At 56.0% G+C, this 20,616-nt stretch carries 17 protein-coding genes; 5 read left to right on the top strand and 12 right to left on the bottom strand.

Annotated elements, in window-relative coordinates; translation table 11 throughout:
- Positions 1–231: 231 nt before the first annotated feature.
- The 6 genes from KQX66_RS29615 to gpr form a co-directional block, all read right to left on the bottom strand.
- Entirely contained in the window at positions 232–699 is a 468-nt protein-coding gene (locus tag KQX66_RS29615) for an N-acetyltransferase (protein ID WP_054976870.1), read from the bottom strand.
- Between the two features lie 78 nt (positions 700–777).
- Entirely contained in the window at positions 778–1,956 is a 1,179-nt protein-coding gene (hemW, locus tag KQX66_RS29610) for a radical SAM family heme chaperone HemW (RefSeq protein WP_216796682.1), read from the bottom strand.
- A gap of 63 nt (positions 1,957–2,019) precedes the next feature.
- Positions 2,020–3,834: a translation elongation factor 4 gene (gene lepA, locus KQX66_RS29605; protein ID WP_284439860.1), complete on the bottom strand. Its 1,815-nt coding sequence runs from the start codon at positions 3,832–3,834 to the stop codon at positions 2,020–2,022.
- Positions 3,835–3,955: 121 nt separating this feature from the next.
- The gene (locus KQX66_RS29600) at positions 3,956–4,357 is read right to left on the bottom strand and encodes a hypothetical protein (protein WP_216796680.1); all 402 of its coding nucleotides are present in this window, start codon (positions 4,355–4,357) and stop codon (positions 3,956–3,958) included.
- A gap of 41 nt (positions 4,358–4,398) precedes the next feature.
- Positions 4,399–5,649, bottom strand: coding sequence for a stage II sporulation protein P (gene spoIIP / locus KQX66_RS29595; RefSeq protein ID WP_216796678.1), 1,251 nt, complete (start codon positions 5,647–5,649; stop codon positions 4,399–4,401).
- 225 nt (positions 5,650–5,874) lie between these two features.
- Complete coding sequence (gpr, locus tag KQX66_RS29590) at positions 5,875–6,873, bottom strand: GPR endopeptidase (protein WP_216796676.1); 999 nt, start codon at positions 6,871–6,873, stop codon at positions 5,875–5,877.
- A 188-nt stretch (positions 6,874–7,061) separates the two neighbouring features.
- On the opposite strand from gpr, the gene rpsT reads away from it, so the two are divergent.
- Positions 7,062–7,334, top strand: a complete 273-nt coding sequence (gene rpsT, locus KQX66_RS29585) for a 30S ribosomal protein S20 (protein WP_010495603.1) — start codon at positions 7,062–7,064, stop codon at positions 7,332–7,334.
- Between the two features lie 210 nt (positions 7,335–7,544).
- On the opposite strand, the gene holA is transcribed toward rpsT, so the two are convergent.
- The 4 genes from holA to KQX66_RS29565 form a co-directional block, all read right to left on the bottom strand.
- Positions 7,545–8,564, bottom strand: a complete 1,020-nt coding sequence (holA, locus tag KQX66_RS29580) for a DNA polymerase III subunit delta (RefSeq protein ID WP_216796674.1) — start codon at positions 8,562–8,564, stop codon at positions 7,545–7,547.
- A gap of 285 nt (positions 8,565–8,849) precedes the next feature.
- On the bottom strand, positions 8,850–10,190 hold the full coding sequence (locus tag KQX66_RS29575; protein ID WP_253957517.1) for an anti-sigma factor family protein: 1,341 nt from the start codon (positions 10,188–10,190) through the stop codon (positions 8,850–8,852).
- 81 nt (positions 10,191–10,271) lie between these two features.
- Entirely contained in the window at positions 10,272–10,829 is a 558-nt protein-coding gene (locus KQX66_RS29570) for an RNA polymerase sigma factor (protein ID WP_036677069.1), read from the bottom strand.
- A gap of 299 nt (positions 10,830–11,128) precedes the next feature.
- A complete protein-coding gene (locus KQX66_RS29565) occupies positions 11,129–12,346 on the bottom strand; it encodes a YbfB/YjiJ family MFS transporter (RefSeq protein WP_216796665.1) in 1,218 nt (405 codons plus the stop codon).
- A 132-nt stretch (positions 12,347–12,478) separates the two neighbouring features.
- On the opposite strand from KQX66_RS29565, the gene KQX66_RS29560 reads away from it, so the two are divergent.
- Together KQX66_RS29560 and KQX66_RS29555 are read left to right on the top strand one after the other, a co-directional pair.
- Entirely contained in the window at positions 12,479–13,381 is a 903-nt protein-coding gene (locus KQX66_RS29560; protein ID WP_438804216.1) for a LysR family transcriptional regulator, read from the top strand.
- A 113-nt stretch (positions 13,382–13,494) separates the two neighbouring features.
- On the top strand, positions 13,495–14,577 hold the full coding sequence (locus KQX66_RS29555; protein ID WP_216796657.1) for an NAD(P)H-dependent flavin oxidoreductase: 1,083 nt from the start codon (positions 13,495–13,497) through the stop codon (positions 14,575–14,577).
- A 105-nt stretch (positions 14,578–14,682) separates the two neighbouring features.
- Here KQX66_RS29555 and KQX66_RS29550 read toward each other — a convergent pair whose 3' ends face one another.
- The gene (locus KQX66_RS29550) at positions 14,683–15,618 is read right to left on the bottom strand and encodes an EamA family transporter (RefSeq protein ID WP_216796655.1); all 936 of its coding nucleotides are present in this window, start codon (positions 15,616–15,618) and stop codon (positions 14,683–14,685) included.
- A 239-nt stretch (positions 15,619–15,857) separates the two neighbouring features.
- Here KQX66_RS29550 and KQX66_RS37880 point away from each other — a divergent pair, with 239 nt between their 5' ends.
- Positions 15,858–16,433: a TetR/AcrR family transcriptional regulator gene (locus KQX66_RS37880; protein ID WP_216796648.1), complete on the top strand. Its 576-nt coding sequence runs from the start codon at positions 15,858–15,860 to the stop codon at positions 16,431–16,433.
- Between the two features lie 6 nt (positions 16,434–16,439).
- The gene (locus tag KQX66_RS29540; RefSeq protein ID WP_216796646.1) at positions 16,440–17,801 is read left to right on the top strand and encodes an MATE family efflux transporter; all 1,362 of its coding nucleotides are present in this window, start codon (positions 16,440–16,442) and stop codon (positions 17,799–17,801) included.
- Positions 17,802–17,929: 128 nt separating this feature from the next.
- Here the strand turns inward: KQX66_RS29540 and KQX66_RS29535 are convergent, their stop codons facing one another.
- Complete coding sequence (locus tag KQX66_RS29535) at positions 17,930–20,560, bottom strand: DNA internalization-related competence protein ComEC/Rec2 (protein ID WP_216796644.1); 2,631 nt, start codon at positions 20,558–20,560, stop codon at positions 17,930–17,932.
- Positions 20,561–20,616 lie beyond the last annotated feature (56 nt).

Here is a 20,616-nt window from a genome sequence, read left to right as displayed (position 1 = left end):
AAACCGAGCGTTTTCCTTTAGGAAAACGACTTCGGAAGCATAAGCCCCGACTGCAGTTCTTTCCTCCGTCAAAAACATATCAGCCGAAAAACAACTATATTAAAAATCGAAACCAAGGCATGCCTTGCTCGCCTTGTTTTTCAAACATCTAAACCGCGCTTTCGTTAGCACTCCGCGTTAGTGAGTGCTAAGCTAATACAAAAATAACAGACCCATAGGGTCTGTGTCAAGTCAGTCGAGCCGTTTCAGGACGGCGATTTCGTCGCAGCAATGCTGCTTTTTGCAGTGGATGCAGTCGCGCCATACCTTCTCGGGGAAGATCTCCTTCTCGACAACGGTAAAGCCGTTTCTTTCGAAGAAAGCCACCTCGTAGGTCAGCGCCATGACTTTCGGGATGCCCTGCTGCTTCGCTTCGTGCAGCAGCGAGCCAACGAGCGCCTTGCCGATGCCTTGACCTTTGTATCCGTCCGAAACGCCGAGCGACCGGATCTCGACCAGATCCTGCCCGAGCCTTGTGAGCGAACCACAGCCTACAAGCTGGCCGTCGATCTCCGCTACGACGAACGTATCGAGCTGCACAGACAGCGTCTCCTTGGTACGCGGAAGCATAATTCCTTTTTCAGCATAGCCTTGAATAATGTCGTATAATGTGTCAATGTCCTGCGCAGTCGCTTGTCTGCAGGTCAACGTCGTCGTCATAGCGGTTCCCACCCATCGCCTAGTAGTATCTCATGTAGAAAATGATATGAATAAATATACAACAAGACGTATAAAGGATCAACCTATTTTTGACGTATTTTTTACGGCTCCCAAAAATTCGCCGAACACTTCGTTTCCGAGCAGCACGCCCCGCTCCGTCAGCTTGTACCCCCCGGCGCTCGCCTCCAACAGTCCGAGGCTGCATTGCCGCCGGAGCACATGTCCGAACACGTCGTCCAGCTCCATGCCGAACTGCCCGTTAAAATCCGCCTTACGCACGCCGCCGAGCATCCGCAGCCCGACCATCATGAAATCTTCCATCGCTTCATGAACTTCCACCGCGCTCTTGTCCAGCAGCGGCAGCCCGCTTCGCGTCGCGTCGATATAAGGCTGGACGCCTTTAATATTCACATGCCGCTGACCGTGAACGTAGCCATGAGCCCCGGCGCCAAGGCCGTAATAGCTCTGATTGCGCCAGTACATCGCGTTATGCCGACTCTCGTACCCGGGTTTGGCGAAGTTGCTTATTTCATACTGGCCGTAGCCGGCCGAACGCAACCGCTCCATAATCAGCAGAAACATGCCGATTTCCTCATCCTCTTCGGGCAGCGGCAGCTGTCCGCGCTCATAAAGCGCGTGGAACAGCGTATTCTCTTCCACCTTCAAGCTGTAGATCGAGTAATGAGGCAAGTCCAGCGCGAGCGCTTCCTTCAGCGTCGCTTCCATTACCGCCTTGGTCTGCTTCGGCAGGCCGAACATCAGGTCGATGGACAGGTTCGTAAACCCGGCCTTCCGCGCGTTCTCCAAGCTCCGGTATACGTCGTCGGTATTGTGGATGCGCCCGATACCTTCAAGCAGCCCGTTGTCGAACGATTGCACCCCGAAGCTGATCCGGTTGACGCCTCCTTCTTTCATCGCTTGCAGCTTCTCCGGGTCGGTTGTGCCCGGATTCGCCTCCATCGTAAATTCCAACTGCGGCGACCAGGCCGGGAAATAAGCGCGGACGCGGCGTAAAAATACTTCCATCTGCTCCGGCGTCAACACCGTCGGCGTGCCGCCCCCGACGAAGATCGTCTCGATCTCCCCCGGCGGGACCGCCTGTACCGTCCGCTCCATCTCGCGCTCGAGCGCGTCCAAGTAATCCAAGACGGGCTGGCCTTTCAGCACGTAGGAGTTGAAATCGCAGTAGTGGCATTTGTTCGTGCAAAAAGGGATATGAATATACACCGCTTGGGGTGTCTGGGTTCGCTGCAGCATTTAGGTTCCCCCTAATGGCAAAAGCAGGCGTCCGGAACTCCGAAGCACCTGCCTGCTTTTTTCTTAGTTATCGTCGATCTTCAATACGGCCATAAACGCTTCCTGCGGCACTTCCACGCTGCCGACCTGCTTCATGCGCTTTTTGCCTTCCTTCTGCTTCTCGAGCAGCTTCCTCTTCCGCGAAATGTCGCCGCCGTAGCACTTGGCAAGGACGTTCTTGCGCATCGCCTTCACCGTCTCGCGCGCGATGACCTTCTGGCCGATCGCCGCCTGTACCGGCACCTCGAACATTTGGCGCGGAATGAGCTCCTTGAGCTTCTCGCAAATGATGCGGCCGCGGTGGAATGCCCGGTCGCGGTGTACGATGAACGAGAGCGCGTCCACCTGCTCCCCGTTTAGCAGAATGTCCATTTTCACCAGATTGGAACGCTTGTAGCCCGACAGTTCGTAATCGAACGAAGCGTAGCCTTTGGTGCTCGATTTCAATTGATCGAAGAAGTCGTAGACGATCTCCGACAGCGGAATATCGTAAGTGAGCGTTACACGAGTCGTGTCGAGATATTCCATATTGATATATTCGCCGCGCTTCGATTGGCACAGCTCCATGATGGCGCCGACATAATCGTTCGGGACGATGACGGACGCCTTGACGTAAGGCTCTTCGACGAAGTCGATTTTGCCCGGCTCCGGGAACAGCGACGGGTTCTCGATATTCAGCACGGTACCGTTCGTCTGCGTCACGCGGAACACCACGCTCGGTGCGGTCGTAATGAGCGGAATGTTAAATTCGCGCTCGATCCGCTCCTGGATGATCTCCATGTGAAGCAATCCCAAAAATCCGCAGCGGAAGCCGAAGCCGAGCGCCGTGGACGTCTCCGGCTCGAAGCTGAGCGACGCGTCGTTCAACTGCAGCTTCTCCAGCGCTTCGCGCAGATCGTTGTAATCGCTCGTTTCGATCGGATACAGTCCGCAGAATACCATCGGGTTGATTTTGCGGTAGCCCGGCAGCGGCTCGAGCGTCGGATTTTTGGCGTCCGTTACCGTATCCCCGACCCGGGTGTCGCCGACGTTCTTGATCCCGGCGACGATGAAGCCGACATCGCCGACCTCCAGCGAAGGAACCGAGCCCATGCGCGGCTTGAACGCACCGACCTCGATGACCTCGAACGTTTTGTCCGTCGCCATGAATTTGATTTTCGAGCCCGCTTTGATTGAGCCGTCGATGACGCGGACGTACACGATAACGCCCTTATACGGATCGTAGTGCGAGTCGAAAATGAGCGCCTTGAGTGGGTTGTCCGGATTCCCTGTCGGTGCAGGGACCTTCTGTACGACCTGCTCGAGAATCTCCTTGATTCCGATGCCGGCCTTGGCGGAAGCCAGCACCGCATCGCTGGCGTCAAGCCCGATCACGTCCTCGACTTCCTGCTTCACCCGTTCCGGCTCGGCGCTGGGGAGGTCGATTTTGTTGATGACCGGCAAAATTTCCAGATTGTTGTCCAACGCCAAGTAAACGTTGGCAAGCGTCTGCGCTTCAATCCCCTGCGCCGCGTCCACGACGAGCAGCGCGCCTTCACAGGCGGCGAGACTGCGGGAAACCTCGTACGTAAAGTCGACGTGTCCCGGGGTATCGATCAAATTCAATATATAATCTTCACCGTCGTCGGCCCGGTAGCTAAGGCGAACCGCCTGCAGCTTAATCGTGATGCCCCGCTCGCGCTCCAGATCCATCTGGTCAAGCACCTGCTCCTGCATTTCACGCGACGAAAGTGCGCCGGTGTATTCGAGGATGCGGTCTGCAAGCGTCGATTTCCCGTGGTCGATATGAGCGATGATACAAAAATTTCTTATTTTCTTTTGTCTGGCTTGGATATCCATCGGCAGCTTTACCCTCACTAACCTGCAAATTTACAATACTTCTAATTATAGCAGTTGTGACGGCGGGCAGCAATGGACACCCCTAAAACTTCCATCTCCGCCCCGTTCCCGAAGACGGCGCTTATGGACTGATCGCTTCAAATATGGAAACGACGAAACGGATGCCGTGATACGCCGCAATTTGCAGCAGCTCCCCCGTCTTGTTCCCGACACGGTTGATGCCCGTGTTCGCGGCCGGATCTTCCGGCATCGCCGGCTTCGCTTTAGCCTCCGCAGGCCGCTGCGCATGCGGCTTGGGCACCGGCCCCGCTGCATTCGCTCCGGCCGGAGACGCGGCGCCCGACTTCCCTGCAGGGGCAGCGGTATACGCGTGCTGCTTCGCCTCTCCGGCTCCGGCCTGCGGCTTGGTCAGCGGGCCGTGAATCCGCTCGGTTCCCTGCGTGGCAAGCGCGACTCCGAAAAAGATGCAGAAGGCCATCGCCAACCCTACGGCGCCGACTTTAACGAACGCATTTCCTCTCACCGCGCTCTCCTCTCTTTCTTGCCAGGCTCCGGTACCGGCCGTTACTGTTTCCCGTTTTTCCCGTCTGTAACCGGCGCATCGACCTTCTGCGCATTCAGGATGACTTCGGAAACCGCCTTGGCCAGCGCGTCCACGGTGCGATAGCACTCCTCCAGGCTATTATCCACCCCGCCAACCTCGATCAGCACGCTGTTCGGGGAGAAGGTCTGATTGTAGACGCCGTTGCCTTCGCCGTTTTTGGCATGAATCCCTTTGGAGAGGCCGGGATATTTCGCTTCAAGCACGCGGTCGATTTGTTCGGCGAACTGGTAGTTTTGCTTCCAATTCGGATTTTTGCCGCCGATGATAAAGTAGATTTGCGCGTAAGCTTTGCCGTTGATCGTCGCCGTCGTCTTGTCGCGGCGCTGCGAGTCGCGGTGAATATCGAAATAAAATTTCAGGTCCGGATGCCCGGATACGGCCTCTTCCAGCGTTTTGAACGAATATTTGTAGGAATAATAGTAGTTGAAGCTTTTTTCGATAGCCGGATAGTTTTTATCCGAGTGCACAGCGCCGATGCCTTCCTTCTCCAGCATTTGCGCGAGCCGCAGCCCGACCAGCGTCACGTTCCGTTTCGGGTCGTACGCCTTGTCCGGGTCTCGGACGCCCGGCAGCTCCGGCAAATACGATTCCTGATTGTGCGATTGATAGATGAAAGCGACGTTTTTGCCGGCCATTCTCGGTCCTTCGGCCGCAGGCAGCGGGATGGCAGGACCCTGCACTTTTCCGTCGTCGACCGATTTCGCTCGGGGATTGGCCGTGATCGAGCCCGCTTCCCCCAGGTCCCCGCGCTGGAACACGTCAGATTTGGGGCCATAGTCCTCAGGAGAATCGACGACGAAGCCGTCGGCGCCGCTCAGCAGCACGGAGCGCTCCTGCGACAGCCCGGGCACTTCGCGGGAGACGAGCGTCTTCGGATCTTTTGGGTTCAGATCGGTAAACAGCGAGAACAGGAAACCCGACACGTTCGATTGCGAAAATGTAAACGACTTGCGGTCCTGCTGCAGGCCCGGCACCTCCATCCCCATCATATCCATGAAGAAACGGCTGGATACGGATGCCGCCAGTCCCTTCATCGACGTGGAAGGGGAAGGGTTCGAGACGGTCGAATGCACATACCCCAGCAATCCGATCGCTATAAAAAACAACAGACATCCTGTCATCAGGATGGTCAACGTCTTTGAGTACACGCCGATGGCTTGTCCCATTTTCCGGTATCTGCTTAAATTGACAGTTACGGCCGGCCACTTCATGATCCATTCCTCCTTGTTCGGCTTCTGGTGCATCTTCGGCTGAGCAGGCACCCCCGGCACTTTTTTTTGCCGCCAGGAGGTATGTCCGCTTCTCTATTACCAACTCTATGAAGCCGCGCTAGAAGATAGAACCTGAAAATCATAGACCATGAGAAATTTACCGGCGTATCAAAAACGCCCGGGGCGGAGGATCGTCATCCTGCCGTTCCCGGACGTTCGTTCGGCTTAATGCGTATATGCAGACACGTTGCTCGTATCGACCGCCTCATGCAGCGCGGCATTCAGCCCGCTGGCAATAATGTTGGCGATGTCTTCGATGAACTGGTCAATCTCCTTGGGCGTCACGAGCAGATCGTGGCCGAGCGGGTCGAGCACTTCCTTCACCAACTGCAGCCGCTCCTGCTCCTGCATATTGTCGAGAAGACCGAGAATATGTCCGGTGTTCGTCGTCTGTTTGCGGAAATGGTTATGCATCATATCGAACGCATTGTTCACGATCGTGGACGCATAGACGACGGTCGGCACGCCGATGGCGATAACGGGCACCCCAAGCGTATCCAGCGTCAAGCCTCTGCGCTTGTTGCCGATGCCCGACCCGGGATGAATCCCCGTGTCCGCAATCTGAATCGTCGTGTTGACGCGTTCGAGCGAACGGGATGCCAGCGCATCGATGGCGATGACCAGATCGGGCTTCGCCTGTTCCACGATTCCCTGCACGATCTGGCTCGTCTCGATCCCGGTCGTCCCAAGCACGCCCGGCGCCACAGAGCTCACCGGACGATAGCCCGGGCTGACCTGATCCGGCATCAGCTCGAAATAATGGCGGGTCACCATGACATTTTCCACGACCATCGGTCCCAGCGCATCGGGGGTCACGTTCCAGTTGCCGAGTCCGATAATCAGCACGCTCGCCTTCGGCCCGATATTCAGCTTGTGCAAAAATTTCTCGAACTCCTGCGCCAATATCGTGGCTACCCGGTCCTGCAGATCGCTGTCTTTTTGACGCAGGGCCGGCACGTCCAAGGTTATGTAATGACCCGGAAGCTTCCCGACCGCCTGGGAGCCCTCCTGGGAAGTAATATCAATCACGCTGACCCGGACGCCTTCCTGTTCGTACTGCGTCCGCTCGATGCCCGGTATCGTCATGCCGCCGGCCGATGCCAAATCGTGCGCCTCAAGGGCCAGATCCGTCCGCACGGAGTAAGCGCTCAAATCCAATCCCATGCTCTCGTCTCCTTTCATTCTGGCTCGCCAAGTTATTGTGTGAAAAAGCCAAATCCGTTATGCAAAAGTTTTACAGGCTCGGTCCGGCGCTTCTATTGCATTTTCATATGGCCCATGTTAGAATATTAAGAGTTGTCAACAAAACATGACCTATGTTTTTTTGCAAGTTGTGGTAGGAGGTGAACGTCATGCCAAACATTAAATCCGCGATTAAACGCGTGAAAGTAAGCGAGAAGCGCCGTCTTCGCAACGCTTCGCACAAATCCGCGCTCCGCACGGCTGTAAAAACAGCTGAAACTGCAATCGCAGGCACCAACGTGGAAACGGCTAAAGCCGCTCTGATCGCTGCCAGCAAAAAGTTGGACAAAGCAGTGACCAAAGGATTAATCCATAAAAATGCCGCTGCCCGCAAAAAGTCCCGTCTCGCGAAAAGACTTAATGCTCTTTCCGCTCAATCGTAAGGTACTTAAGCGGCGTTGCAGCAGGTACGAGGCGTTGTCTCCGTACCCGTTGTCAACAACATACATGCGATAAAGAAAGACCTTCAGGCCATTTGTCCTGTCGGTCTTTTTTATTTACATGAAGGAGCTGCTCGTATGAAGAAGGTTTTCATCAAACAACAAGAGCATGACCCCTCCTTCCCGGAACGATCATGCTCTTCTCTTGTATCGTCAGGACGCCAGCCGCAGCAGAAACATTTCCAAGCCCAGCACCTTGTCGATTTTCCCGCTCTTCATCCGGTAATCGAGATCCGCAAGCTGCTGCAAAATGTCCGCAAGCTGCTTCAATTCGAACTTGTTCGCCTGACCGGCCGCAACCTTCACCCCGTACGGATGCAGCCCGAGCTGGCCGGCGATTTGTTGCTGCGAATAGCCCTGCTGCATTAAATCCTTGACTTGAAACATAATGCGGAACTGCCGGGCGATCAGCATCACGATTTTGATCGGCTCCTCCTTGCGGCGGATAAGCTCGCTCAGCATCGTAAACGCCTGATCCAGCTTGACCTGAACGATATGCTCAATCAGCAGGAAAATGTTCTGCTCGATGCTTCTCGTGACGAGCTGCTCCAAATCGTCGGCTTGAAGCGTCCCCCCTTGACCGACGTAGAGGGCGCATTTCTCCACTTCCTTGACGAGCGCCTGAAGGCTGGTGCCCGTGTACAGAATGAGCTGCTCCGCGACCCCGGGACCGAACGAAAAACCGGCTTTTCCCGCTTCCTGATTGACCCACCCCGTCAGTTCGTCCGCCGACAGCATGGCGCACGAGACCAGCGCATCGGCTTCCTTCAGCGCCTTGACGATCTTTTTGCGCTCGTCCAGCTTGTCCGCCTCGACCGTAAAAACGATGATCGAGAAATCCACTGGGGATTTCAAATAGTCCGCAAGCCGTTCGAGCGAATGCTCCACCTTACCGCTTTCCTTCGCGCCGGTCAGAAACAGCGCATTCGTCGCCACGACCAGCTTGCTCGGCACCATAAAAGGCAGCGTCTCCGCCTCCTCGATAACGGCATCGACCGGCGTTTCCGTCAGATCGTACCGCGATACGGCAAACGCTTTATGCTCCGGCTCGATCAGCTTGTCCGTCAAGCGGGCGATCAGCTCCTGAATCAGATAGCTTTCCGCCCCGTAGGCTATGTATACGGGCTTAAACTGCCCCTTGCTGATGTGCTTCATCGCCGTTTTGTAATCCATCGTGCCGCCCACCGTTCCTTCCCGCTCTGCTTACGTCCTTCATGATACCAACAACAAAGGGATTACGTCAAAGCCCTGAGGCTCGACCTAATCCCTTTGCCCGAAACCCATCTATATAAACATCTGCCGGGCAAGCTCTAGAAACCGGCCCGCAGATGGTCATACGACGTGAATCGTCTTCCGACTTAATCTATTGTATATATACGTGAAAGTACGCCGCGGGGTGCAACAGTTCTCTTTACCAATATGTTAAACTTTCATGAACTTGTTGAAACCCGCTTTCCGTTACGGATTGCTCGATTTGACTTCCGTTTCGTTCTTGGCTTTGAGGTCGATGACGAACGTCTTGGACTGGTCGGACATGTTGACCCGGTACGTCAATTTCCCGTCGCCGGACCATTCCACAAGCTCGATGCGATCCGCGCCTTTCCAATTGTAGCCGGACGCATACAGTTCTTTGCCGTCTTTATCAAAAATAACAATTTTCTCTTCCCGGACCGCTGCCTTATACTTCCCGTCCGAGGATGTAAGCTCGTGAGCTGCAGGCTTTGAGTCCGGCTTCGCGGCAATGCCCATATGCGTGCTGCCTTGAGCGGAGCCTTCCAACGGCGGCTGATCCATCGCTTCGGCACCGCCCGTATCGTCCGATTCGGAGGTAACCGCTTCTTCCGAAGGCTGGGTTGGCTCCGAGGCGATAAAGCCCTTCGCTTGCTCCCCACCGCCGTTCTTCGGCACTAACGTCTGTTGACCGCCCCGGTCCCCGGAAGAATTCCCTTTTTCCTGTTCCGGGGGAGAAGCAGGCTGTTGGGAAGGCGCCGCCGCATTATCGCGTCTCTCTGTCGGAGCCTTCGGCAGCTTCTCCTGAACGGGCTGCTCCGGTTCCGCCGTCTTGTCCCCCCCTCCAGACGGCTGCTGACGGGGCACGGCAGTCTGACTTGCCTTCCAGTCCGCATCCGCTGCCTCGGAGCTTCTCGGTTGGACAGGACCATCTTTGTTGGCGTCGCCGCTTCCTGCGGACAAATTTTGTGGCTTGTGCTCCTCGGACGCCGCTTTGTTATCGGAGCCGCCTGCGGGAAGAGACTTATCTGCCTTGCCCCCCGCCTGCGCCGCTGGCTGGCTTTTCGCCGTATCGGTCGCTTGACTGGCCGCAGCATTTTCCACTTTCTTATCCGTCATCGAGAGCAGCAATCTTCCCGCGTCCCCATCAGGTTTGGACTGGTGCTGGAACAGGAAAAATCCGAACACGAGCCCGGCCGCCACGACGCCGCCGAACACAGGGAAAGAAATCCATTCCCGCACATTTTTGCGCCAGCTTCCCCAGGTCGGACGTTCGTCCGCCGGATCGGGCGCAGTCTTCGCCCGCAGCGCTTCCGTCTCGCGCTCTATTTTGTCGGAAGCAGCGAAAGCGGTATCCGGCATGGCTCCCGCCGCCTCAAGCTGCTCCAGCTTCGGCAATATGGCATCGACCAAGCTGAATGGCGGCGTTACCTTGGGCAAGCTCTCCAGCTCGTTCGATAAATTAACAAGACGTTCGAACAATTCCGTGCAATCCGGACACTGCTCCAGATGCTGAAGCATCCGGCCGTACTCCGTTTCATCGAGATCCCGGTCCAGGTATCTCTGCATCAGTTCGATCACCTCTTGACACATCATCCCCGTACACTACCTTTCCGTAACGATTCGTATATCCTCTTCATGCTGCGCCGCTTACCCTCGAACCGCGTCGCCGCTTGGCTTTTTGTACTCCCTCAGGATGGTTTGGAGCTGCTGTCTCGCCCGGAACAAATAAGATTTCACCGTGTTGATCGGCAAGTCGAGCGATTCCGCTATTTCATTGTAGGAAAAATCCTGCAAGTATCGAAGCACCACGACGGACCGATGGTGCTCGGGGAGCTTGTCGATTGCATCTCGGATGTCCTGAGCGATATACGTAGACATCACTTCGTCTTCCACCGTTTTATGGTCGGTAAAGCTCAAATCGTGCTGCTCGATCGAAACCGTAGGCTTGGCCCGGCGGAATTTATCGATGCACAAGTTGGTCACGATGCGCTGCACCCACGTTTTAAACTGAGCCTTTTCTTCGTAGGAGTTGATCTTCGTATAAATTCGGATTAACGCTTCCTGAGCGGCGTCCATGGCATCCTGCTCATTGTTTAAAATGTAATAAGCGGTACGGTAGACGTGATTTTCAATTTCGCGCAATAGGGTAATTAGAGCGTCGCGATCGCCCGACTGGGCAGCCTTGATAACTTCAGGCGCTACCACTGGGATCCCCCTCTCTTGCAACCTTATAAACGAGTGCGTCAGGCAAAATGTTGCACCCGGAACACAACTCTATCAGCATATCAAATTTTGACTTCAAGGTATATAGATTTTGTCAGGCTTGAACAGCCGACTCATGTCGTTCAATTATACGTATACGGGGCTTTTTTGTTTCGTGGCAAAAAAGATCGGATTCCCCGCGGTTCCCGGCTGACAATACCCGTTAAGGGTCTCGTACCCGGAGATTCGCTGAGAATCCGATGATGAGTTCAAATATAAAACAGAATTGTTCCCGGTCTATGTCACCGTTTGGCTGCCGATGCTTGGGCCGTCTTGGTGTAAACGCCCTTCCGTCTCGCGGGAAAAATCGTGGCGAGCGCTCCGGCGCATACGATCGAGGCTGCGCCGATTAACGCCCCTTGGTAGTGCCCGCTGCCCGACACCATCCAGCCTGCGGCGATCGGACCGGCCACCTGCCCGGTGCCGTAAACGGCGGTGAGGACGCCGACAAATGTTCCGGAATCAGCCGGCATCCGCCGCCGCGTCCACGAAATAGCCAGCGTCGTCACGCCCATGAACGTAAAACCAAACAGCACGGCCCCCGTCATCACGCCCGGCCAAGCCGGATAAATGACGGGAAGCGCGATCCCGACCGCTTGGAGCACCATGGCCGCGAATAAAGCCGCCCTGCTGCCGATCCGGCCTGCGAGGAGGGACCACAACCAGCAGGAAGGAACGGCCGTTGCGCCGGCCAAAATCCAGCTCCACGCTGAAAAAGACTGCATCGCCGGAAGCTGCTGCACGTAAGCGACCAGAAACGTACCGGTCACGATGTAACCGAGCCCTTCCAGCCCGTAGACGATCAGCAGCCGTATTTTGAAGCTTGTCAGCGACCTGCGATCCTCGGGCACGGCCAAGCCTTCGCGGGCCACCGCAGCCGCTGAATCCGCCGGTTCCCGAAGCTTCGTCCACGCCAGTGCCAGCAAAACGGCGCATATTAGCGCCATGCCAAGCCACGTGCCGCGCCAGCCGTACTGCTCATGCAGCCAAGTGACCGCAAAGCCGGTCGCCGTAATGCCGAGGCCGACGCCGCTGTAAAAGAGCCCCACCGCATGATGAGGCTTCGACAGCCCCGCCAAGCCGTCCATGACCAATCCTGACACGTAGACGAAGATTACGGCACTTGCGAAGCCGGAGACGAAGCGCAGCACGAACCATAGCGCATAGCTGTCCGCGATCCCCATCCATGCCGTCGTTGCCACGCTGACGATAAGCGCCAGCTTCAGCCGGCTCACTCTGCTCTCCTTCCGAGCCTTCAAAGCAGTCATAATCGCACCGGCCAAATAACCCGCATAATTCGACGAAGCCAGCGCGCCGGCGCCCGCCTCGGAAAACAGCTGCTGCTTCAGCATCAGCGGAAGAATCGGCGTATATGCGAACCGCCCGACCCCCATTGCGATAAAAAGAGAAGCGATTCCCCCGCCGACTAATAATAGCGAACGCTTTTTTTGCTCGTTCATCCCGATCCCTCCGCTGTCTCGTTCAACAAAACGTTATTGTCTTGTCTATCATAGATGCAACCTGATATCATGTAAATAAAATGATTTTGATATTATGTATCACTTTTTCATATATCAAAGGAGGCACCGATTATGCCGCTGGATACCGCAGCTCTTCAAGTGTTTCAAGCCGCCGCGCGGAGCGGCAGCGTCTCCAAAGCCGCCCAACTGCTAAATTACGCGCAATCCAACGTCACCACGAAAATCAAGCAGCTTGAAAAAGAGCTTGGCGCCCCGCTCTTTTACCGGCATAACCGGGGCATTACGCTAACTTCTGCCGGCAAAACGCTGCTTGAGTACGCCGACAAAGCACTGCGTTTATTGGAAGAGGCGCGCAAAGCGGTTCAAGATGCGTCAACGCCGACCGGGCCGTTGTCGATCGGGTCGATGGAAACGACCGCCGCCGTCCGGCTCCCCCACTTACTGGCGGACTATCACCGGATGTGCCCGGAGGTCGATTTGTCTTTCGTGACGGGACCGACACAGCAATTGATTCAGGCGGTGCTCGATTACAGCCTGGACGGAGCGTTTGTCATGGGCCCCGTAGAACATCCGGAGCTGCTGCAGGATTCCGTCTTCGAGGAAGAGCTTGTCCTTGTCACGGACGCATTGCGTCCGCGTCTTGATTTTCCTAAGGAATTGACGGACCGTACCGTTCTCGTTTTTCGTTCCGGCTGCTCCTACCGGGCCAAGCTGCTTGGCTGGCTTCAAGAGGAAGGCGTCATGCCCGTCAAAATTATGGAATTCGGCACCTTGGAAACGATTATCGGCTGCGTTGCCGCCGGACTTGGCGTCTCGCTGCTTCCCGAATCGATCGTGCGCAGCAAAACCAAGGAAAGCCTCGTCCGATCCTATCCTATCCCGGAACGGTACGGACGGGTTCAAACGGTATTTATCCGCCGGAAAGACGCCTATTTGACGCAAGCCTACAAGGTGTTCCTCCATGAGATCAAGAACCGCTTCCTTGTGCCGCGCGGCCCCGCCCAGCCATCTTAATCTAAGATGGCGGGTATCTGCTATTGCGATTTTACTTGATGAAACGGATTGCTTATGATGAGAACATAGCTGGTTTGGATATGCCGCCAAAGTATTGGAAGGAGTGCTGTACCATGTTTTCTTCCCCGATGACAGACCTCGTCGGATGTACCTATCCCATCATACAAGCCGGCATGGCCGGGGGGCCGACGACGCCGGAGCTCGTAGCCGCCGTGTCGGAAGCCGGCGGTCTGGGGACGATTGGGGCCGGATATCTCCCGCCCGAGCAAATCAAACGCGCCATCGAGGATGTCCGCCGTCTGACGGACCGCCCTTTTGCCGTCAATTTGTTTACCCCTGAATCGTTCGGTCCGCCCGATGAGACCGCAGCGCGAATGAACGAATGGTTAAACCGCTACCGGGAACGGTTTAAGCTTGCGCCGGGGGCTATGCCTGCCAAGTTTCAAGAAACCTTCGAAGAGCAGCTTCAAGTCGTTCTGGACGAACGGGTGCCTGTGTTCAGCTTCACCTTCGGCATTCCTTCGCCGGAGCACATCGGCAAGCTGAAAAGCGAAGGCATTAAGCTCATCGGGACCGCGACCACGGTTCGCGAAGCGCTGGCACTTGAGGCGGCGGGGATCGACCTTATCGTCGCCCAAGGCAGCGAAGCCGGCGGACATCGCGGCACGTTTCTGGGCCGTTACGAGGACGGACTGGTCGGAACGATGGCGCTGGTCCCTCAGATTGTCGCCCAAGTCCGCACTCCCGTCATCGCCTCGGGAGGCATTATGGATGGCCGCGGCATCGTGGCCAGCCTGGCGCTGGGCGCTTGCGGCGTGCAGATGGGCACCGCTTTTCTGACCTGTGACGAAAGCGGAGCCCACGAGCAGCATAAGCGGACCATCCTTCAAAGCAGCGAAGAGGATACGACGGTGACCGTCGCTTTTTCGGGAAAAGCGGCCCGGGGGATTAAAAATGAATTTATTTCGGATATGAAGCAATACCCAGGCCCCATTCCCGAGTACCCTATTCAAAATAAATTAACGCAAGACATCCGAAAGGCCGCGGCAAACGAAAATAACCCGCAGTATATGTCGCTCTGGGCCGGGCAAGCGCTGCGCTTGAATAGGACCGAATCCGCAAGCAAGCTCATCGGCGAATTGATGAGCGAAGCAGCCGGTACGCTGCAGCGGCTAAGTCAATACCGGAAAGAATAAAAATCGTACCCCGGCATACAAAAAAGAGGCTTCTCCCAAGCAGATTCACGTCTACTCGGAAGAATGCCTCTTTTTGATTTACATCAAACCGTTGCTGCCGGTCACTTATCGCGGCATGTCCGCTTGGGGCTCCGCAAGGTTCCGTTCGCTTTGGCTCGCGCGTTTGCTTTTCCATTCGGATACGACGATGCCGGCAAAAATAAGTGCGATGCCGAGCCACTGGAGCAAGCCGGTCCGCTCATGAAGCAGCAGGCTGGAGCACACAATGACGACGGGCAGCTCGATCGCCCCGATGATGGAGGCTACGCCGGTACTGAGGTGCGGGGCACCCTTGGTATACAAGTACGGCGGAAGGATCATGCCGAACAGGCTGAGAATGACCGCCCATCCCCACAGGCCGTTCGTCAGCGCGCCGCTCCACAGAAACGTCGGCGGATAAATAAGCGACACGACGATGACCGCTCCCGTCAGCATCCACGAGCTGCGCAAAATCGCAGGCACATCTGTCGCAACCCTGCCGCTGAAATAGACAGTCAGGGTATAGCTTGCGGCCGCAAGCAGCCCGAGCCCGATACCGGCCCAGCTGAGTTGAGGCACGCTGCCTTCGAGAAAACCGGAGGCGAACAGCGTGCCGGCCAGCACGATGACAACGCCGATGAGCTGAAACGGGTTGGGCGCTTTTTTTTGCAACAGCCAATCCGCAAGCAGCCCCATCCAGGTGAACTGGAACAGCAGCAGCACCGCGAACGACGCGCTCAACGTTTGCAGCGCGTAGTAGTAAAACACGCCGGTAATCCCCGTAAACACCCCGCTGCCGAGCAGCTTCAGAAAGACCATCTTCGGCATCTTCTTCATGTAGCCCCAGCAACGGATGCTCAGAAGCCACAAAGCCACAAAGCCGAACATGACTTGGCTGCCCGTCACTTCGGCGGGCGAAAAGCCGTCCTTATACGCCAGCTTGACGCAAGTGGACAGTATCCCGTACGATGCAGCGCCGGTCAGTACCAACAGGCTAGCTTTAAATCGCTGCGAAAATATCATAACCGATCCTCGGTTCTAGTTAACCCTCACCCACCCGCGGTGGCTCCGACCATTAAAACCGGAAGCCCCACAAACAAAAAATATAGCAAACTATGGGCGGAGTTTCAAGACTTGTTTTTTATAAAGAACTGACGACAGTAAGGTTTCTGTTTGAAAACAGCTGAAATTGTGATAATATTACTGATATATTTGCCTGACCGTAGTAAGGTAAACGAAGTCATAGAGCCAAGGTGAGTACGATGAGTCGAAGAGAAGAGATCAAGAAAGCCGCCATAGGGCATCTGCTGCAATACGGTTACGAGGGCACGAAGCTGGCGGATATTGCCCAAGAGGTAGGGATTAAAAAGCAGTCGATGTACGCTCATTTTGAGAGCAAGAAAGATTTGGTCGTGGAAATCCACGAGGACGCAACGAAGCAGGAAATCGCCTACTTGACCACGTTTTTTCACGAGCATAAGGGAGAGCCGCTGCAGGCGCTGCTGCGCACCTTCGTTGAAGAGATGAAAGACCGCTACGCGGCCAACCGGAATGTGAAGCTGATGTTTCTGATGGCGTTCATGCCTCCGGAGCCGCTGCAGGAACTGTGCATCACGATGTACGAATTGTATTCGCATCATTTGCTTCATCTGCTGGAGCTTGCTTTTCAGCTCGATTCGACCACGCAGGTCCATCCGAAGGAAGGCGCGCTCGCCGTGCATACGGTTTACGAAGGCTTGACCGCCAAACTAATTTTCGGCAGCCCGGATTATTTTATACAAGCGGCCGAAACAACCTTTTCCTTATTATGGAAAGGAATACTTAAAGAAGATCACTAGAGGTGTATGATGCAACTTGAAAACAACAAGCTGACAGCGCTGGAATCCGATTCCGTAAGCAAAGTATTCGTCCGCTATTTGGTTCCGTCGATTGTCGGCATGTTTATGATGTCCATTAACGTCGTGATTGACGGCATTTTCGTCGGGCAGCGGCTCGGCGAGGTCGCGCTCGCAGGGGTCAATGTCGCTTTTCCGGTATTTTCGATTTATTTTGCCATATCGCTGTGGGTCGGCATCGGCGGTGCGGCATTATATTCCAGATCGTTAGGCGCCAAAAACGTAGAGCAGGCACGCTCGATCTTTACTCACTCGCTTACGCTTATTTTCAGCTTGACGCTCTTGCTGGCGGGAATTGCTTATTTGTTCCGCGAAAAGCTGGCGGTGTTTCTCGGAGCCAATAACGAAACGATGCCATATACGATGGAATTTATGACCGTGCTGCTGAGCTTCGGCTTTGTTGTCACCGTGCAAAATGCATTCAGCATCTTTGTCCGCAACGACGCCAATCCGAATCTGGCGATGATTTCGCTGCTCGTGACAGCCGTTTGCAATATCGGGCTAAATTACGTGCTATTGTTTGTCCTCGACTTCGGCGTAGCCGGGTCCGCATGGGCGCTGATCGGCGCATCGGCCATCGGGGCGTGCGTGCTGTTCACACATTTTCTGCGCAAGGACAGCACGCTCCGCTTCGTCAAGCTGCGTTTGTCGTGGAAGCTGGCCAAGAGCACGTTCACGATCGGCTTTCCGAGCTTCGTCGCGGAGTTGGGCATCGCCGTCTTTACGGCAGGCTACAATATGGCTATGGTCCGGTGGGCAGGCACGTTAGGCGTATCGGCCTTCTCCATTTTAAATTACGTGCACAGCGTAGTGCTGATGTTGTTCATCGGCATGGGATCGGGCATTCAGCCGCTGATCAGCTACTATCGGGGCGCGAAGCAGCATGCCCGGGAGCGGGAAACGATCCGCATCGCCGTAAAAACGTCGATCGGCATCGGGCTGGGCGTGTTTCTGATCGGTTTGGTTACGGCCGACGGCATCGTCTCCTTGTTTGGTTCATTTACCCGGGAGGTTCAGGAGCTGGCCGCTTCCGGCATACGTTTGTTTTTCATCGGTTATCTGTTCATGGGCGTCAACTTTGTCATGATGACGTACTTTCAATCGACCGATCAAGTCAAAATGGCGACTTGGATTACCATAGCGCGCGAAATGCTGATCATGGTCGCTCTGCTGTTCACCCTGCCCCATGTCATGGGAACGACCGGAATTTGGCTCGCTATCCCGCTTTCGGAACTGATCGTCGTCTTGACCGTGTATGCTTATATCCGCAGGCGCTCCCGCACCGTTGCTTCGGTGAATGCCGCCTCTTAACGCAGGCTGCGCCTTCACCTGCGTTTCCGCTTCACCAAAGCTGCTTGGTCCATCATCGCATGGACCGGGCGGCTTTCGCTGCATTATGGGGTGCAGTAGGCGCTCCTGTTCCTGTTACCGCCATACCTTCAGGGCCGGAGCTTCGTTCGCGTATAAATCATTCCGCCCCGCACGGTCATCTGTACCTCCCCGTCCCTGTCCGTCCGCTGCACGCTTATGCCGTGCGACGTCAGCCGCTCCAGCACCTGCCGGTTCGGATGCCCGTAAATGTTGTTCGCCCCGGCGGAGATGACCGCGTGCTTCGGCTGCCAAGCGTTTAGCCACTCTTCGGCTGTAGACGATTTGCTGCCGTGATGGGCGACCTTCAGCACATCGACGGGCTTGTATATTACCGGTACCTGTGCGGCCGCCCCAGTTGACGACGCAGGTTCATAAACGGCAGGAGCCAGCGCCTCTCCTTGAGCAAGTCCTGGCGTTACCGCCGACCAACGGTCGAGCAGCTTTCGCTCCTCGGCCTGTCCGATGTCGCCTGTGAACAGCCAGCGGGTACCCGCCATCTCCATTAAAAACACGACGGAGCTCGGGTTTTGATCCTGCTCCACACGCACGCCCTCCCGCTCTCCCTCCGGCAGCGGGTATAAGAAATGAAGAACCGTGCCGGAGTCGACTTGCAGCGTATCTCCCGCCTCCACCTCGACCAGCTCCGTTCCTTTCCCCAGTGCGGTTTGAAACAGCTTTTCCACGGCCGGCAGCGGCTTCAAAGTCCCGTTGAACAAAAACCGCCGCACGGGAATGTGCTCAAGCACCGCCTGCAAGCCCCCGAAATGATCGGCATCCTGATGCGTTAAAATAAGCTCGTCAATTTGCTGCACGCCGCGTTTTTTGAGCAGCGGAACGAGCAGCTTCCGGCCCACTTCATACGGGTCTCTCCGCTCCTTCCACACATCCCCCGGTTTGCGGAAGGAAACCGTTCCGCCTCCGTCCACCAAGATCGTATGGCCTCCCGGGAGCGTCTGGATCAAGATGCTGTCCCCCTGCCCTACATCCAGGAACTGCACGCGTCCCTCCGCTGTTCCGCGTTCGGGATCGTAGCCGTACCAGAGAAGTCCCGCAAAGCCGAGCAAACTGGCGGGCAGCAGGACGTAACGATTCATCTTTTGCCGGTTTAGGAACGGCAGTTTATTCGTTTTCACCCCGTAAAGCATCGGCTCGGGGGCACCCCCTTCGTCCTTGGCCGCGAACGGCTGCAGCAGCACAAGCACCGCGCACAACAGCCCGTAATAAGCCAATATCCATACCGGCGAAGGGGTCGGCCAAATCGTTTGAACCGCATCCGGCTTGCTGGCTTGTTCCACCACGTAAAACAAAAGCTCATTCGTCTTGGCAATTAGCCACCCAAGCCAGCCCGCTCCGGTCCCCCAGACGAATCCAAGCAGCATGGCTGCCGTTCCGCCCGGCATCACCCATGCGCTAAATGCAGGAACCAGCGCAAAATTGGCAGCGAACGAAAGCAGGGAAAATTGGTTGAAATAATAAATCGACAGCGGGAACGAGATCAGCTGCGCGACTACGGTAATCGAAAGCGCGTCTCTCAGCTTCGCATGCTTTACCGGCAGCAGCTTGTTCATTTGCGGAACGCCGAGAATGAGGCCGAGTGTCACCAGAAACGACAGCTGGAAGCTGACGTCCAGCAAGTAATACGGATTCCAGACGAGCATGCCGACTCCCGCGATCAGTGCGATGTGGAGCCCGTCCTTGAGCCGGTTCCGGTAAGCGGCATACAAGCCGATCATCGCCATCAGGCCGGCGCGGACGATCGAAGGCGAAGCCCCGGTGACGGCGATATACAGCGGCATCAGCGCAAGCGCGGTAAGCAGAACCGTTTCCCGTGTCAGTCCAAAGCGGCGCAGCAGCCAGATCAAGCACGCCAGAAAAATAGCGACATTCAGGCCGGAGATCGCGATAATATGAGTCAGGCCCAGCCGGGAAAACCGCTCGAATTGCTGCGGTTCGATCTCATCCGTCAGGCCGATCAGCATGCCTTTCATAAAGCCGCTTTGATCCGGAGGGAACAACCGGTCTACCTGCGCAGCCAGCCGGTCTCGAAAGCGGTCGATGCCGCGCATGGCAAGCCAGCCGCCCCATTCCCCGGATTCCGGTTGCGTTACGGCGAGTCCTGCTATCCCTTTTGCCGTCATCTGCCAGTGAATATGCTGCAGCCGCAAATAGTTCCGGTAGTCGAAGCCGCCAAAGTTACGCGCTTCCGCCGGACGGCGCAGCGTTCCGTCCAGCTCGATCCGGTCGCCCCGCTCCCAACGTCTGGCCGTCTCCTGCTCCTCCCGGGCAAGTAAACGGATCGAAAATTGCATCCGCTCGCCTTTGCCGCCATTCTCCGGTACACCATACTCAGGAATCGCTATGGACTCGGCTTCCGCTTGAAAGGAAACGCGGTCCCCATCTACCGAAACCGGCGTCACGATCCTCCCTAGAAAATGCACGCTGCTTATTTCTTCGGTCTGTAATTCGACCAAGCTCCGGTTTCGGGCATCATGGTCGCCGTATATACCCGCCGCGGCCGCGACGATCAGCAGACTGCGGAGCCAAACGGTCCCTTTGGGCCTCATGATCATCGCAGCGCAATACAGTATACCTGCAGCCATAGCCAGCCATAGATTAATCCATGGCAGCGGCGCGATCACCGCAACGGCATAGCCTATACCCCAACAAACCGCGAACGCTACGATCGGTCTTTGAGCCATCCGCTCCTCCTTCCAGCAACAAAAAAAGAACCTCTTCCGGGCGCATGCCTGATGCA

Source organism: Paenibacillus oleatilyticus (assembly GCF_018998565.1).
Classification (GTDB): domain Bacteria; phylum Bacillota; class Bacilli; order Paenibacillales; family NBRC-103111; genus Paenibacillus_G; species Paenibacillus_G oleatilyticus.
This window is presented reverse-complemented; position numbering and strand designations above follow the sequence as displayed.